This is a genomic window from Pseudomonas sp. LB3P58, from assembly GCF_054897895.1.
The window spans coordinates 4,251,001-4,265,004 of record NZ_JBUBVE010000001.1; the positions used below are offsets into that span (position 1 = coordinate 4,251,001).

A 14,004-nucleotide genomic window follows, 5' to 3' on the forward strand; every position below is an offset into this window, starting at 1 on the left:
GCGTCCTTGGACACGGGCATTTTTTATTCTGATTATCTTATTCCAGGACCGTCACCGGCATACCGACTTCAAGTTGACCATTGCTGTCGTTGACCAGGTTCTGTCCGAACATCGCACCGTCGGCTTCGGCACGGTACTTCTGCAACGTGGCCAGTGGTTCGCGATCTTCGCTGCGTTCGCCGGTTTGCGGATCGATGGTGGTCAGAATGCAGCGTGAACACGACTTGACCACGCGGAACTCGACATCGCCGATGCGGATACGCTTCCAGCCATCTTCGGCATACGCCTCGCTGCCCTCGATCACCAGATTCGGGCGAAAGCGCAACATTTCCAGCGGGCGGCCGACCTTTTTCGACAAGTCCTCCAACGAGGCCTGTCCGATCAGCAACAGCGGAAAGCCATCGGCGAAGGCCACCTGATCATCGTCCTTGCCGTAGCCGGCCTGGGTGGTGCGTGCGCGATCAAGAGGGACTTGTACCAGGCGAGTCGGTTTGCCAATGAATTCACTGACCCAGGCACCCGCCTCGTCACCGGCATCCGGCACACGCAGTGTGTCGCGCCAGATGGTCACGCCACGCAGTTCCGCGTCGCTGGCGGGCAAGGCGATATCGATCGGTGAGCGGCCCGGCGCACTGAGGGTCAAGCCACCGTCGGCATTCCACAACGCCGACAGCTGACTCATCTGCGCCACCGCACGCTGGGTCAGAAAGCGCCCGCTGGCCTCGTCCACCAGCATCCAGCGTCGATCACCGTCCAGGCCCAGCTTGTCGAGGCTGACCTGCTGCAGGATCTCGCCCTTGCCGGATTTCAACGGATAACGATAAAGCGCGCTCAGACGCAACATGGCCAGCTCCCTGGTGGGCAAAAACGCCACCCTATACGAGCTTGATCGCCGAATCAAAGGCTGACTTCAGGCCAGCCTCTTGCACCGTTATCAGGCAGGCACTTCATCGAGCATCAAGCGCTGGCGTACCACATCGATGAGTTTGTCCGGCTGGAATTTGGAGAGGAAGTTGTCGCAGCCGACCTTCTTCACCATCGAGTCATTGAAGCTGCCGGACAACGAGGTATGCAGAACCACATAAAGGCCACGCAGACGCGGATCGTTGCGGATTTCCGTGGTCAGGCGATAGCCGTCCATTTCCGGCATTTCCGCATCGGTGAAGATCATCAGCAGTTTGTCGGTCATGTTCACACCGGTATCGGCCCAGGCCTTGAGCATGTTCAGTGCCTTCAAGCCATCGCTGGCGATGTGCATCTTCACGCCCAACTGACCCAAGGTGTCACGCAATTGCGACAGGGCCACGTTCGAGTCATCCACCAGCAGTACTTCACGGCCACGGGCGCGCTCAAGAACCGGATCGTCGAGTTTGTCGCGCGATACCTTGGCGTTGTACGGGACGATTTCCGCCAGGACTTTTTCGACGTCGATGATTTCCACCAACTGATCGTCGACCTTGCTGATAGCAGTCAAATAATGCTGACGACCAGCGCTGGCCGGCGGCGGCAGAATGGCCTCCCAGTTCATGTTGACGATACGGTCCACACCACCGACCAGGAACGCCTGCACCGAACGGTTGTACTCAGTAACGATGATCGTACTGGTCGGGCTTGGCACCAGCGGACGCATACCGATGGCCTGGGACAGGTCGATCACCGGCAGGGTCTGGCCACGCAGATTAACCACGCCGCAGACAAACGGATGACGCTGGGGCATCAGGGTCAGCTTCGGCAGTTGCAGCACTTCCTGCACTTTGAACACGTTGATCGCGAACAATTGACGTCCGGCCAGCCGGAACATCAGAATTTCCAGGCGATTCTCACCCACCAGTTGCGTGCGTTGGTCTACCGTGTCGAGAATGCCGGCCATCAATGACTCCTGGGCTTGTTCTGATGAATTCACTAAAGGGGGTTATCGGCTGTTTTCGCCGGACCTTGACCCCCGTGTAAAATGCCATGACCAAACATTGATGTCACATTAACATCATGCTTTACTGGCCAGGCGATTTCATCTGCCCCATTGCCTGCCGCGAGACCTTGTTTCGTTCGGTTGGTTCCCCTGTGTAAGGGATTCCCCTAGTAACAATCAGGCCCAACCTGATATTCGCAATATCCAATAGCCATTAATGTGACGCCATTCTCATTGCATGAACGGAGTCAGGCTTTTGTGTGCGATCGCAGGTAAGTGGCCATCCACCCTATCGAGTTCCCCAGCCTGCAGCCAGACAGGCCGGCGCGCGATCTCACGACGGCATGGCATTGCGGGGACTCTGATCGTCTCCGTCGACACACACGACATTCCCGCATTTGACATGACGTTGTGGAGATAAACATGCCGAACGATCGTAAAGAGTGGGCTCACCGGCTCCCTGAGTTTCTCGTCGAAGCAGAGACACTCCTGGTTAAAACCGAGGAATGCCTGAGTCATTTGCAACTGATCAGCAATGACAAGGATGCCATCGACTGCATGCTGAGCACCCTGCTCAAACTGGCCAACAAGGCCGATGCCCTCGCTCTGGCAGCCGTTTCGGAGTTTTCGTTGCACATCCATGGTTTGCTGAGCCATGCCCAGAATCACATGGATTTACACGACCAGGCCCTGAGTGCGCTGAAAGACTGCCTGACGTTGATCGCCTGGCAACTCGAGCTTATCGATCAGAAGACCGGCCAACTCAGCCTTGATGACAGCGAACAGACATCCCTGATCGAAGCCTTCGCCTTTCAGGTCGGACACAGTCAGTTTCAACCCCCCGCTAATTCCAAACCGTTCACACTCGTTTCCTTTGCAGGTCGACAAGCCTGAATTATCGGGCCTCTATGCTGTGCTGCGAGTTTTTATTGCCATGACTCCCCCTCTAACTTGAGCGGATTCATGTCGCAATTGAATATTCCATACCTGCTTACGACAACTCGAAACAAATAAACCATTCTTGCCACCCAACTTTTTCCATTATGGAACTGCTGTCCATAAACGCTTGTTTCCTGACGCTGCAGACCTATATACCAAACGCGACCAACGGTATCTTAAGTGGTATTATGCCGCCCATTAGTTGACGTCAATTAATGGCAGAGTGACTCCAGACAGAGACCCGTCATCCACGATGCCCGGTCTTCCCGCAGCGAACATCCATTGGCTCCATCCGCTATGTACGCCAGCCTCAAGTCGATCACCCTAAAGCCACCCTCCCGAAAAAACGCGCGTCTGGTCACGCTTGTGTTGTGTACCTGCTCGGCGCTTGGCTGCCTGCTGATTTATAGCCTGTCCACTCCCCTGCCGTTGAGTCTGCTGGTACTCAATATCGCGGCATTGACCTGCGTCGGGGTGCAGTATTGTCTTTCGCGCAAGTCGATAAAGTTTCAACCCCAGGAGTTGGCTGACCGGCTGTTGGAGGTTCAGGAAAACGAACGGCGCCGGCTCAGTCGGGAACTGCATGACGACATCGGCCAATTGCTGACCGCGGCAAAACTTCAAAGCGACTGGCTCAAACGCCGAATGCCCGAAGAACTTCAGAGCCAGTGTGCGGTGCTCTGCGACACGCTGGAAGAAACCCTGGCCAAAGTGCGAGACGTATCGGCCATTCTCAATCCGAGGCAGCTCACCAGTCTCGGGCTGGAAGCCAGTCTGCGGGCGCATTTACTCAAGACGCTGGCCAACACGCCGGTGCACTGGAGCCTGGAATGCCATCAGCGTTTGGCCGGTATACCGGAGGAAATGACGCTGGCCGCCTTTCGAATCACTCAGGAAGCGGTGACCAATATATTGCGCCATGCCGAAGCGAAAAATCTGTTGGTCCGCCTGCAACGTCAACCTCAGGGCCTGTCGCTGTTGATCAGCGACGATGGCCTGGGTTTCGCACCAGCGACCGATCCAGGTCGTGAAGGGCAACGTGGAATGGCAGGGATGTCGGAACGGATCAATCAGCTGGGAGGCACACTGAGCGTGACCAGCGAGCCAGGCAAAGGCACTCAAATCGAAGCACTCTTCCCCTGGGCGCCTCGTGCGCTCGAACGGGCCAGTTCGAATAAGGTTATGCGTTGACTTGTAACTTACTTCTGGTGGATGACCACTCGCTTATCAGGGCAGGCGTGCGCGCTCTGGTGCTGGATATTCCCGGCTACGCGGTAATCGGTGAGGCCAATGACGGCTCGCAGTTGCTCGAGATGGTCGAGCAACTATCCCCCGACATCATCCTGCTGGATATTTCCATGAAGGAAACCAGTGGCCTTGACGCCTTGCAGCGACTCAAGCGAGTACGCCCGCAGAGCAAGGTGCTGATCCTGTCGATGCACACCGATCCAGCACTCATCATGCAGGCACTGGAATCCGGTGCACATGGCTACCTGCTCAAGGACACCACGGCTACCGAGCTCGAACATGCCCTGGATGCCTTGCGTAACAACGAACGCTACCTGAGCCCGGCCATCGCCCACACTGTCATCAACCAGGCGCTGACCCGAACTCAAAAAAACCAGCCGGAACCTGCAGACTCGCACAACCTGACAGCGCGTCAGCTGGAAATCCTTCGGCTGATCGTTCGCGGAAAATCCACCCGGGAAATTGCCAATGGCCTGAGCCTGAGCATCAAGACCGTTGAAACCCACCGTTCGCAGATCATGAAGCGCTTGCAGATCTACGATGTGGCGGGCCTGGTGCTGTTCGCCGTTCGCGAGCAGATCATCAGCCTGGATGATTGATCAATTGCGATGACCCCAGCAGCGGCGAGTTTTCAGGTAAATGCACGCGCAGTGCCGCTGGACGTGTCGAGAAACGCAAGTTGTCACCTTCCAGAGGTTCGCCATCGAGGTTGATGTAGAGGCCTTCCGAGACCTTGATTTCGACCCACGGCAACCGGACTCGCACAAACATATTGTCGATGCCGAAGCCATCCGCCAGCAAGGTTTTCAAGGTGCCGACGACTTCCTGCGGCGCAGGCAGAATACTGATGTCCAGCAGACCGTCGTCAGCCAGCGCTTCTGGACACAACACATGCCCACCGCCGGCCTGCCGGCCATTGCCGATGCCCAATGCCAACAGCTCGCCACTCCACTGGAAATCAGGCCCCTGCAACTCGCCATAGGCTGCATGCAACTCACTGAAGCGCGATAAACCGGTGAACAGGTAAGCTGCGCCCCCGAGGATTTTTTTCAAGTCCTCCGAGGTGTTTGCCGTGACCTGACTGCCAAAACCGCCCGTGGCCATATTCAGGAACACCTGCCCGCCGACCTCCCCCAGATCAATGGCGCTCGGCGCAGCGTCGAGAAGTTCCAGCGCCTGCGCGGGCTCCAGAGGCACGCCGGCGGCACGCGCAAAATCATTGGCGGTCCCCAAGGGCATCAGTACCAGACTGGCCTGTGTCGAATGCGCCGCCAAGGCTTCGGCAATATCACGCAAGGTACCGTCACCGCCACCGGCGATGATCTGCGTGTAGCCTGCCGCCAGTGCTTCATCTACCAGACGCTGTGCGTCGCCCGCTTCCCAGGTCACTCGAACGGCCAGCTCCCAACCCTGTTTGCGTTTGTCCGCAACGGCAGAACGAACCGCCTCGTTGAGCGCTTGCTTGCCATGCAGAATCAACAGCGCCTTGCGTTCGCTCATTAGTTGTCACTCCCATGATTGAATTCCGTATGGGAGATGTTGACCTCATCTCGCCACATAAAAGTCGCAAGAATTTGAATTATTTGAAGTCGAGCCGTATGGCGTCCTACAAGGCAGGACTTTTCTTACAAGATGTGAGGAATCGGCTCAATTGACCGACCCATGCGATTGGTACACCTTGGCGCCTGCAGTTATCAAACATCAGCAGGAACTACACAGGGACGTGCCATGCAAAGCCAAGAGATCAGGTCACCGGTCATTCCGGTTGTACCGTTCGCAGAAAAACGCGCCAATCATCAAGCTGAATTCAAAAACAGCGCAAAGCCCATTGGAGAAGCTGCTATGGAATCTCGCGTCGTTGAGTTGGAGACACACCTCAAATACATCCGACGAGACATGGATGAAGTCCGTAGTGACGTCAAATCCATAAAACACAGGCTTGCCTATTCGGCTATCGGAACAGCCGTGGTCATCGGGGTTCTGGCCTGGATCGCCAATAGCCGTTTCGACCAGGTCGTGACACTCCTGGCTCACCAAGGGTAAGCCATGAACGCAAAACCCGGTTCGATCACCGGGTTTGCGCAGTAAGCCAGCGGCAGGAGTTAGCTCAGGACTTCGCTCAGCGGGATGAAGCTCACGTAGTCACCTTCGATCAGCGTGCGTTCCTCCAGCACCTCAACCAGACCATCAGCCCAGGCAGCGCTACGCAGTACACCAGAACTCTGATTCCTGTAGATAATTGCCCGGCCATTCTCCAGACGTCCGCGCAAGTACTCGCGTCGATTGCCTGCTTTTGGCCATGCAAACCCTGCAGGCACCTGAAACTTCAGGGGTTCAACCTCTTTTACACCCTGTCGGCGCAAGAGATAGGGCCTTGCCAACAAAGCAAAGGTCACCAGCGTTGAAGCCGGATTGCCAGGCAAACCAATCACAGGTACGCCGCGAAAATGCCCGAATGTCAGCGGTTTGCCGGGTTTGATGGCGAGTTTCCACAACGTCAACTCGCCCTCTTCACGCAAGGCAATGCCCAGAAAGTCCGCCTCTCCCACCGAGACACCACCGGTGGAAAGGATCAGATCGACATCTTTCAACTCACCCAGTTGAGTGCGGGTGGTCGCTAAATCATCCGGAAGAATTCCGGCATCGATCACCTCACAGCCCAGGCGCTGCAACCAACTGCACAGCAACACTCGATTGCTGTTGTAGATCTGTCCCGGCCCCAGAGCCTGACCCGGTTCAATCAGTTCATCCCCGGTGGACAGAACAGCAACGCGAACCTTGCGAATCACGTCCAGCTCTGCGCATCCCAGCGATGCAGCCAGCCCCTGCTCGATCGGCCCGAGGCGCGTGCCGGCTGGCAGAATCAACTCACCAACAGTAGCTTCCTGGCCTTGAGGACGAATGTTTTGTCCTGGGGCCATGGTTTCGGTGAAACGTACTCGCTCATCCGCCTGAACCTCGGTGTTTTCCTGCATCTCGACGCAATCTGCACCGGCGGGAACTGGCGCACCGGTGAAGATTCGTGCACAGGTGCCAGGCTTCAAAGGCTCCGGAGCCTGACCGGCAAAAATCTTCTGGCTGACCACCAGTGGCTCTCCAGTCCAGTCGGCCACGCGCAAGGCATAACCGTCCATGGCACTGTTGGGCCAAGGTGGCAGATCAAGCGTCGAGACCAGATCATCGCCCAGCACCCGGCCCTGAACCTGCGCCAATGGCAAGCGTTCACGCTCACGAATCGGTGAGGCTTCGGCCATTGCCAGCAAGCGTGCCAGTGCCACTTCGACAGCCATCAGACTGCCAGTCTTGCCTGGCTTACCCGCGGGATTCACAGGGTGCCGCCTGTTTGAGATGAGCGACGAAATTGCACGGACGGTGCCGTGAATCCAGTTGCTCGGCAAGAATGCCATCCCAACCGGTGCGCACGGCATTGGTCGAACCTGGCAAACAGCAGACCAGCGTGCCATTAGCCAGACCGGCCAAGGCACGGGACTGAACAGTAGAGGTGCCAATATCCGCCACCGAAATCTGCCTGAACAGCTCACCAAAACCGTCGACTTGTTTGTCCAGCAGGCAACTCACCGCTTCCGGAGTGCTGTCGCGTCCCGTGAAACCGGTACCGCCAGTGATCAGCACCACCTGCACGACATCGTCGGCAATCCAGTTGGCGACTTGCGCGCGAATTTTGTAGAGATCATCTTTGAGCAGAACCCGGGCCGCCAGGTTATGGCCGGCAGCGCTCAAACCGTCGACGAAGACCTGGCCTGAGGTATCGGTTTCCAGGGTACGGGTATCGCTGACCGTCAGCACCGCGATGTTGAGCGGTGCGAAAGGTACATCAGCCTTGGCTTTCATAGGCTCATCCAGTTGTAGGAGAAACAGCCCGGTGTTATATCACAGCGCTTCATTTTTTCGCCGCCCCCATGGAGACCTGCCATGACCTCGAATACACATTTGCCGCCCTGTTCCATTCTGCTCCTGGCAGGTGGTCGTGGCCAACGCATGGGCGGTCAGGACAAAGGGCTGCTGGAATGGCATGGCGAGCCATTGATTGCCCACTTGCACCGCAAGACCCGTTCACTGAGCGATGACCTGATCATCTCCTGCAACAGAAACCTGGAAAAGTACGCGCCCTACGCCGACCAGCTGGTTCATGACGATGAGGGCGACTTTCCTGGCCCCCTGGCCGGTATTCGCGCAGGCCTGAAGGCCGCCCGCCATACGCATCTGCTAGTACTGCCGTGTGACGTACCGCGCATCGACGCCGCACTACTCAACAGCATGCGCGACTCCGCCAACCAGCACCCGGACCAACCGCTGATGCTGCGCCATGGCGAACACTGGGAACCTCTGCTGTGCATTATCCCCGTGGCACTCTCGGCCGATTTCGACAGTGCCTGGAACGACGGCGAACGCAGCCCGGGTCGCCTCATGCGCAAACTGGGCGCTACCGCCCTGCAATGCCCCGACAATGACCCACGCCTGGCCAACCTCAACACACCGGAACTATTAAGTGCCCACAACACTGTGTCAGACTGACAGGAGAAGGAACTTGCGCTCGCTGTACACGTCTCAAGCACAGTAACCAAAAGAATTCATATTCGGAGACACACTCATGACTCAACGGACCCTCGCCACTTTCATGCTCGCACTGGGCCTCGCTACCCTCGCCGGTTGCGCATCGCCTACAGTGATCACCTTGAATGACGGTCGAGAAATCCAGGCTGTCGACGCGCCAAAGTTCGATAAAGATTCGGGTTTCTACGAATTCGAACAACTGGATGGCAAGCAGACCCGCATCAACAAGGATCAGGTTCGTACCGTTAAGGAGCTGTAATTTTTGCGGTGACAACCGGATATGAAAAAGCCCGCTTTATGCGGGCTTTTTCGTGGCTGAAGATCAGCAGATTCGCAGAACCTCGTGATCACCACTCCAGGGTGATGGTGCTTTCGAAGGCTCTTTCCTGGCCGGTGACCGGGTCCACAAACCGTAGCCCCTGAGCGAGCAGTTTCAAAGGATTGGCATAGTCATCCTCAACATCCTTGAGTACGTGCGGATAAAACGGGTCGTTGCAGATGCTGGCGCCCAAGGCTGTCATGTGCACCCGTAACTGATGCTTCTTGCCTGTCACCGGGTAAAGCGCATAACGCCAGAGATCACCGTTCTTCTCCCTGACGTCGACTGCTGTCTCGGTATTGCTGACGCCCGGGCCTTCCTGCATGCGGAAGAAAGGCTCACCATCGATGAGCCGACTCTTATGGACCAGTGGAAAAGAGAGTTCAGGCAACGCCCGGGCAATGGCCTCGTAGCGCTTTTCGATCTGCCGTGTAGGAAACAACGACTGATAGGCAGAACGGCTCTGCGGGTTGGCGGAAAACAGCACCAGCCCTGCGGTGTGCCGGTCAATGCGATGCAAAGGCACCAGATGCGGGTTATCGAGTCGACGGATCAGCCGTCGCAACAGGGTCTGCTCCACGTACTCACCCGCCGGAGTCACTGGCAGAAAATGCGGCTTGTCCGCCACGACCAGATGCTCATCCGCGTACAGAATCGACTCGACCACCGGGATCGGCTTTTCGTCCGGCACCTCACGGAAATAATGAATCCGCAAGCCTTCCTTGTAAGGCAGATCAAGGGCGATCGGCATGCCGTGACCATCGAGGACACGACCGCGAGCGATTCTGTCCAGCCATTGTTCACGACCGATGGCGCTGAAGTGTTCGCACAGACAATCGAGTACGGTCTGCCACGGACCAGGCGGCAAGTAGAGCGTACTGGCCTGGTTGTGTGCAGCAGAAAAAGATGAAGTGGACATACGAAAGTTCTAACCCTCAATACAGGGCGGCATTATCCAACAGCGGCCGGAACGAACCTAGAAGAGAATCCTCAAGCCGGTATCTGCGCGCGCGCTGCCGCTTCGGTGAACTCCTTGAGCCAGCGCAGCACATCGACTGCCTCCCAGCGACCAGGATCATAAAGCGCATACAACAAGCCCTGATAGCCCACGACATCCAGCTGCCGGTGATAACCCGCGCGCTGGAACAAGGCTTCGATTTCGGCGAAACAGGTATTGAAATGCAGTTTATTGAAGGGAGTTTTTCCTTCCGTCACCAGGCCATCCAGACGCAATTCGAGGACAGCCTCGCGCACCACGTCCGCCGACATCCGGTTCACGCTGTTCTTCAATTGTTCGACATTGACCACGATTCATCCCTCTCACGCCCGGACCGCCTGCCCAAACCCGAAAACCAGGGGTACAAGGCAAGCATCACGAATAACTGTATGCGCATACAGTATCCGATCAGTACCGGTAAAGCCAAGGGGATCCATCGCAAAGTTCGACAGGCGGAACATCGCCACCGCAACCACCGTTTAACGCAGGAACGCTACTACCTGATCGGCACTGAACGGCCAGCCCAGCTCAGCGCCAGTATCGACCCGCCGTAATATCGGAATACGCAGACTGTAAGCTTCGAACCATGTTTCGTCGTCCGCGATATCCACCAGTTCCACCAGCAGACCGCGCTCGACAAATTCCATCAGCATGGCTTCTGCCACTTCACAGAGATGACACCCAAGGGTGCCGAACAGCTGACATTCAGGAAGCATGAGCGCTCAACCGAAAAAATTAAGTCATCATTCTAGGCCTGCCCCGAAAAGCCGTCGAGCCATTGAGTACTCTACCCTTGAGCCATAACGGCAATGGATCGCGGCAATACGCTGACGCACATCAGTCGTCTTCAATACCCATTGCGCGATGCTCTCGGATTATTTGCCTCTACGCTTGAATTACCAGCGTCCATCACCGGAGTTTTTGTGTTTGCCAATCTGTTGATCATCTTCGCCTCCTCCCTGGTGGTGATTGCACTGTTCCAGCGCCTGCGATTGCCACCGGTGCTGGGCTACTTGTGCGTGGGGCTGATCGTCGGGCCAACTGCATTCAGCTGGGTGAATGAAAGCGAAGAACTGCCGGACCTCGCCGAGTTGGGCGTGGTGTTTCTGCTGTTCTCCCTTGGGCTGGAGTTTTCCCTGTCGAAAATGCTCGCGTTGCGCCGAGTGGTGTTTGGGCTTGGCAGTCTGCAGGTGCTGTGCTCCGGGATGCTGTTAGGGGGTTTGCTGATGCTGCTCGGCATGCCGATCACGCCTGCGCTGTTACTCGGCGCCGGCCTGTCGCTGTCTTCCACGGCCATTGTCAGTAAAGAGCTGAGCAGTCTCGGCGAGATTTTCAGCAGTCACGGCCAGAATGCCATTGCCGTGTTGTTGTTCCAGGACGTCGTGGCGGTATTGCTGCTGACCCTGGTGCCGGTGTTCGCTGGCAGCAGTGACCAGGCCTGGTATTGGGCGCTGCCACTGACGCTGGGTAAAACCGTGGTGCTGTTCGTCGGTCTGCTGCTGGCCAGTCGCTGGTTGCTGCCGCGGCTGTTCCATGAAGTGGCGGCTGCCCGCTCCCCGGAACTGTTCGTGCTACTGGCGCTGGTGATTGTTCTGCTGACGGCGTGGCTGACTCACCTGCTCGGTCTCTCCCCTGCCCTGGGTGCGTTTCTCGCCGGCATGCTGCTGGGGGAAAGCCACTACCGGCATCAGATCGAGGCCGACATCCGCCCGTTCCGCGACATCCTGCTCGGGTTGTTCTTCGTCAGTATCGGCATGCTGATCGACTTGCAGTTGTTCGCCAGCCACGGCCTGCTGATTCTCGGCCTGACCCTGGGGTTGTTGCTGCTCAAGGGCATCGTCGTTGCGCTGCTGGTCAAATGGCGTGGCAGCGATGGCGAAACCGCTTGGCGTAGCGGCCTGGCATTGGCCCAGGGCGGCGAGTTCTGCTTTGCGCTGATGGCACAGATGCAGCAGAACAAATTGATGCCCACGGATTTTGGCGGCCTGCTGCTGGCGGCGACCTTCTGTTCGATGCTCGTCACGCCGTTGTTGCTGCGCGCCGCACCCCGCATCGCCACACGCCTGCACCGCAAACCCAACGAAGAAGCAAAACTCGAAGAAATCAGCGCGCTCAATGCCGACTTGCATAACCATGTAGTGATCTGTGGCTACGGTCGTGTAGGTCAGTCTATCGGACGCGCGCTACGCAACGCGCAGCAACCCTATATCGCACTGGATAATGATCCGGTGCGTGTCCAGGAAGCCGCCGTGGGTGAATCCTGTGTGCATTATGGCGACTCACGTCGCGGTGAACTGCTGGTCGCGATAGGGCTGGAGCGCGCCAGGCTGCTGGTGATCGCCGTGGATCAGAGCGACATCGCGTTGCTGATCCTCAAGGAAGCGCGGCGACTCAACGCGACCGTGCCGATTCTGGTGCGCACGCGCGACGACAGCCAACTGGCCGAATTGAAGGCAGCCGGTGCCAGCGAAGTCGTACCCGAACTGCTGGAGTCGAGCCTGATGCTCGCCTCCCACGCGCTGATCATGCTGGGATTACCCGCGTATCAGGTACAGGAGCGGGCCGACCAGATTCGGCACGACCGTTATCGTCTGCTGCACGGTTTCTATCCAGGCGCTGACGACGAAGAGACCTAGTCCTGGCTGACGGCGCCAATCTTGTGCACCGACAAGTCAGCGCCGTAATACTCTTCTTCCTGACTCAGGCGCAGACCATGGAACGCCTTGATCGCGCCATACACGGCAAAGCCGCCGACCAGCGCCACGACCACCCCCAACGCAGTGCCGATCAACTGGCTGATCAGACTCACGCCGCCCAACCCACCCAACGCGCTCTGGCCGAAGATGCCGCAGGCGATCCCGCCCCAGACGCCACACAAACCATGCAACGGCCAAACCCCGAGCACATCGTCGATGCGCCATTTGACTTGAGCCGCAGTGAAGCACCAGACAAACAATGCGCCGGCGATGACGCCAGTGATCAGCGCGCCCACCGGGTGCATCAGATCGGAACCGGCACAGATCGCCACCAGTCCGGCCAGCGGGCCGTTATGCAGAAAGCCCGGGTCATTGCGCCCGACGATCAGCGCCGCCACGGTACCGCCGACCATGGCCATCAGCGAGTTCACCGCCACCAGTCCGCTGACACCTTGCAGGGTTTGCGCGCTCATCACGTTGAAACCGAACCAGCCAACGATCAGGATCCACGACCCCAGCGCCAAAAAGGGAATGCTCGAGGGCGCGAACGCCACCAGTCGTCCTTCGCGATAACGACCATTGCGCGGCCCGAGCAACAACACCGCCGCCAGGGCCAGCCAACCGCCCATGGCGTGAACCACTACCGAGCCGGCGAAATCATGGAAGCTGGCGCCAAAGCGCTCCAGCAACCAGGCTTGCAGGCCAAAGTTGCCGTTCCAGATCATGCCCTCGAAGAACGGATAGATGAACGCCACGATTAGTGCCGTCGCACATAACTGCGGGACGAAGCGGGCACGCTCGGCGATGCCACCGGAAATGATCGCGGGTATCGCCGCAGCAAAGGTCAGCAGGAAGAAAAACTTCACCAGCCCATAGCCATGATCCGCATTGATCACGGCCGCCGGTTGCATGAAGGTCACCCCATAGGAAATCCAATAGCCTATAAAGAAGTAGGCCAGGGTCGAAATGGCGAAATCGCTGAGAATCTTCGACAAGGCATTGACCTGGTTCTTTTGTCGAACCGTGCCGACTTCAAGAAAGGCGAAACCGGCGTGCATCGCCAGCACCATGACCGCGCCGATCAGAATGAACAACGTATTGGAGCTATGGACCAGACTGTCCACAGCGCTTTGCAGATTTTCCATGGGGTTGGCAGACCTGAAGGCTAAAAAAGCACCAAAGCAGTTCGCGCAGACAATTCATGCACCAAGTTGCGACTTGCCGGGATCAGCAGATTGATCCCGATGAGCCACTTTGGCGCACAAGGTTGGAACCTTTGCGCGAGTTTTCATTATTTGAGATAAGGTTTTGCTCGAATCCT

Annotated in this window: 16 protein-coding genes; 7 read left to right on the forward strand and 9 right to left on the reverse strand. The window is 57.5% G+C overall.

From position 1 onward, the window contains the following. Positions 1–37: 37 nt before the first annotated feature. Both ACYZTZ_RS19695 and ACYZTZ_RS19700 read right to left on the reverse strand, forming a co-directional pair. Positions 38–844 carry an MOSC domain-containing protein gene (locus ACYZTZ_RS19695; RefSeq protein WP_461999455.1) on the reverse strand — a complete coding sequence of 269 codons (807 nt, stop codon included), beginning with the start codon at positions 842–844 and terminating at the stop codon, positions 38–40. Between the two features lie 90 nt (positions 845–934). Then, positions 935–1,870 carry a chemotaxis protein CheV gene (locus ACYZTZ_RS19700; RefSeq protein WP_056742410.1) on the reverse strand — a complete coding sequence of 312 codons (936 nt, stop codon included), beginning with the start codon at positions 1,868–1,870 and terminating at the stop codon, positions 935–937. Positions 1,871–2,332: 462 nt separating this feature from the next. Here ACYZTZ_RS19700 and ACYZTZ_RS19705 point away from each other — a divergent pair, with 462 nt between their 5' ends. The 3 genes from ACYZTZ_RS19705 to ACYZTZ_RS19715 all read left to right on the forward strand — a co-directional run bounded on the left by ACYZTZ_RS19705 (position 2,333) and on the right by ACYZTZ_RS19715 (position 4,695). Next, positions 2,333–2,803 (forward strand): hypothetical protein, encoded by a 471-nt coding sequence (locus tag ACYZTZ_RS19705; RefSeq protein WP_150656970.1) that lies wholly within the window; start codon positions 2,333–2,335, stop codon positions 2,801–2,803. A 342-nt stretch (positions 2,804–3,145) separates the two neighbouring features. Next, the gene (locus tag ACYZTZ_RS19710; RefSeq protein WP_462000690.1) at positions 3,146–4,039 is read left to right on the forward strand and encodes a sensor histidine kinase; all 894 of its coding nucleotides are present in this window, start codon (positions 3,146–3,148) and stop codon (positions 4,037–4,039) included. Continuing rightward, positions 4,036–4,695 (forward strand): response regulator, encoded by a 660-nt coding sequence (locus ACYZTZ_RS19715; RefSeq protein WP_461999456.1) that lies wholly within the window; start codon positions 4,036–4,038, stop codon positions 4,693–4,695. The genes ACYZTZ_RS19710 and ACYZTZ_RS19715 overlap by 4 nt, the downstream gene beginning before the upstream one ends. Here the strand turns inward: ACYZTZ_RS19715 and yegS are convergent. Continuing rightward, complete coding sequence (gene yegS, locus ACYZTZ_RS19720) at positions 4,679–5,596, reverse strand: lipid kinase YegS (RefSeq protein WP_461999457.1); 918 nt, start codon at positions 5,594–5,596, stop codon at positions 4,679–4,681. The two genes, ACYZTZ_RS19715 and yegS, sit on opposite strands and share 17 nt — an antisense overlap. A 228-nt stretch (positions 5,597–5,824) precedes the next feature. On the opposite strand from yegS, the gene ACYZTZ_RS19725 reads away from it, so the two are divergent. Beyond that, on the forward strand, positions 5,825–6,139 hold the full coding sequence (locus ACYZTZ_RS19725) for a hypothetical protein (RefSeq protein WP_461999458.1): 315 nt from the start codon (positions 5,825–5,827) through the stop codon (positions 6,137–6,139). 59 nt (positions 6,140–6,198) lie between these two features. Here the strand turns inward: ACYZTZ_RS19725 and ACYZTZ_RS19730 are convergent, their stop codons facing one another. Together ACYZTZ_RS19730 and moaB are read right to left on the reverse strand one after the other, a co-directional pair. Continuing rightward, positions 6,199–7,425 carry a molybdopterin molybdotransferase MoeA gene (locus ACYZTZ_RS19730; RefSeq protein WP_461999459.1) on the reverse strand — a complete coding sequence of 409 codons (1,227 nt, stop codon included), beginning with the start codon at positions 7,423–7,425 and terminating at the stop codon, positions 6,199–6,201. Next, positions 7,409–7,948, reverse strand: coding sequence for a molybdenum cofactor biosynthesis protein B (gene moaB, locus ACYZTZ_RS19735; RefSeq protein WP_046049182.1), 540 nt, complete (start codon positions 7,946–7,948; stop codon positions 7,409–7,411). Before moaB ends, ACYZTZ_RS19730 begins: the two co-directional genes overlap by 17 nt. 81 nt (positions 7,949–8,029) lie before the next feature. On the opposite strand from moaB, the gene mobA reads away from it, so the two are divergent. Further along, a complete protein-coding gene (mobA, locus tag ACYZTZ_RS19740) occupies positions 8,030–8,632 on the forward strand; it encodes a molybdenum cofactor guanylyltransferase MobA (RefSeq protein WP_056742422.1) in 603 nt (200 codons plus the stop codon). Positions 8,633–8,708: 76 nt separating this feature from the next. Further along, entirely contained in the window at positions 8,709–8,930 is a 222-nt protein-coding gene (locus ACYZTZ_RS19745; RefSeq protein ID WP_033059146.1) for a YgdI/YgdR family lipoprotein, read from the forward strand. An 88-nt stretch (positions 8,931–9,018) separates the two neighbouring features. Here the strand turns inward: ACYZTZ_RS19745 and ACYZTZ_RS19750 are convergent, their stop codons facing one another. The 3 genes from ACYZTZ_RS19750 to ACYZTZ_RS19760 all read right to left on the reverse strand — a co-directional run bounded on the left by ACYZTZ_RS19750 (position 9,019) and on the right by ACYZTZ_RS19760 (position 10,703). Further along, complete coding sequence (locus ACYZTZ_RS19750) at positions 9,019–9,909, reverse strand: pseudouridine synthase (RefSeq protein ID WP_461999460.1); 891 nt, start codon at positions 9,907–9,909, stop codon at positions 9,019–9,021. Positions 9,910–9,980: 71 nt separating this feature from the next. Continuing rightward, on the reverse strand, positions 9,981–10,298 hold the full coding sequence (locus tag ACYZTZ_RS19755; RefSeq protein WP_046049178.1) for a hypothetical protein: 318 nt from the start codon (positions 10,296–10,298) through the stop codon (positions 9,981–9,983). A 168-nt stretch (positions 10,299–10,466) separates the two neighbouring features. After that, positions 10,467–10,703, reverse strand: coding sequence for a glutaredoxin family protein (locus tag ACYZTZ_RS19760; protein ID WP_046049177.1), 237 nt, complete (start codon positions 10,701–10,703; stop codon positions 10,467–10,469). 207 nt (positions 10,704–10,910) lie between these two features. On the opposite strand from ACYZTZ_RS19760, the gene ACYZTZ_RS19765 reads away from it, so the two are divergent. Continuing rightward, positions 10,911–12,623: a cation:proton antiporter gene (locus ACYZTZ_RS19765; protein WP_461999461.1), complete on the forward strand. Its 1,713-nt coding sequence runs from the start codon at positions 10,911–10,913 to the stop codon at positions 12,621–12,623. Here the strand turns inward: ACYZTZ_RS19765 and ACYZTZ_RS19770 are convergent. Further along, a complete protein-coding gene (locus ACYZTZ_RS19770) occupies positions 12,620–13,828 on the reverse strand; it encodes an ammonium transporter (RefSeq protein ID WP_461999462.1) in 1,209 nt (402 codons plus the stop codon). The two genes, ACYZTZ_RS19765 and ACYZTZ_RS19770, sit on opposite strands and share 4 nt — an antisense overlap. Between the last annotated feature and the right edge of the window lie 176 nt (positions 13,829–14,004).

Bases quoted from the DNA above. Each gene is read 5' to 3' on its own strand.
- ACYZTZ_RS19695 (WP_461999455.1), bottom strand. From the start codon at position 844: ATGTTGCGTCTGAGCGCGCTTTATCGTTATCCGTTGAAATCCGGCAAG.
- ACYZTZ_RS19700 (WP_056742410.1), bottom strand. From the start codon at position 1,870: ATGGCCGGCATTCTCGACACGGTAGACCAACGCACGCAACTGGTGGGT.
- ACYZTZ_RS19705 (WP_150656970.1), top strand. From the start codon at position 2,333: ATGCCGAACGATCGTAAAGAGTGGGCTCACCGGCTCCCTGAGTTTCTC.
- ACYZTZ_RS19710 (WP_462000690.1), top strand. From the start codon at position 3,146: ATGTACGCCAGCCTCAAGTCGATCACCCTAAAGCCACCCTCCCGAAAA.
- yegS (WP_461999457.1), bottom strand. From the start codon at position 5,596: ATGAGCGAACGCAAGGCGCTGTTGATTCTGCATGGCAAGCAAGCGCTC.
- ACYZTZ_RS19725 (WP_461999458.1), top strand. From the start codon at position 5,825: ATGCAAAGCCAAGAGATCAGGTCACCGGTCATTCCGGTTGTACCGTTC.
- moaB (WP_046049182.1), bottom strand. From the start codon at position 7,948: ATGAAAGCCAAGGCTGATGTACCTTTCGCACCGCTCAACATCGCGGTG.
- mobA (WP_056742422.1), top strand. From the start codon at position 8,030: ATGACCTCGAATACACATTTGCCGCCCTGTTCCATTCTGCTCCTGGCA.
- ACYZTZ_RS19745 (WP_033059146.1), top strand. From the start codon at position 8,709: ATGACTCAACGGACCCTCGCCACTTTCATGCTCGCACTGGGCCTCGCT.
- ACYZTZ_RS19750 (WP_461999460.1), bottom strand. From the start codon at position 9,909: ATGTCCACTTCATCTTTTTCTGCTGCACACAACCAGGCCAGTACGCTC.
- ACYZTZ_RS19760 (WP_046049177.1), bottom strand. From the start codon at position 10,703: ATGCTTCCTGAATGTCAGCTGTTCGGCACCCTTGGGTGTCATCTCTGT.
- ACYZTZ_RS19770 (WP_461999462.1), bottom strand. From the start codon at position 13,828: ATGGAAAATCTGCAAAGCGCTGTGGACAGTCTGGTCCATAGCTCCAAT.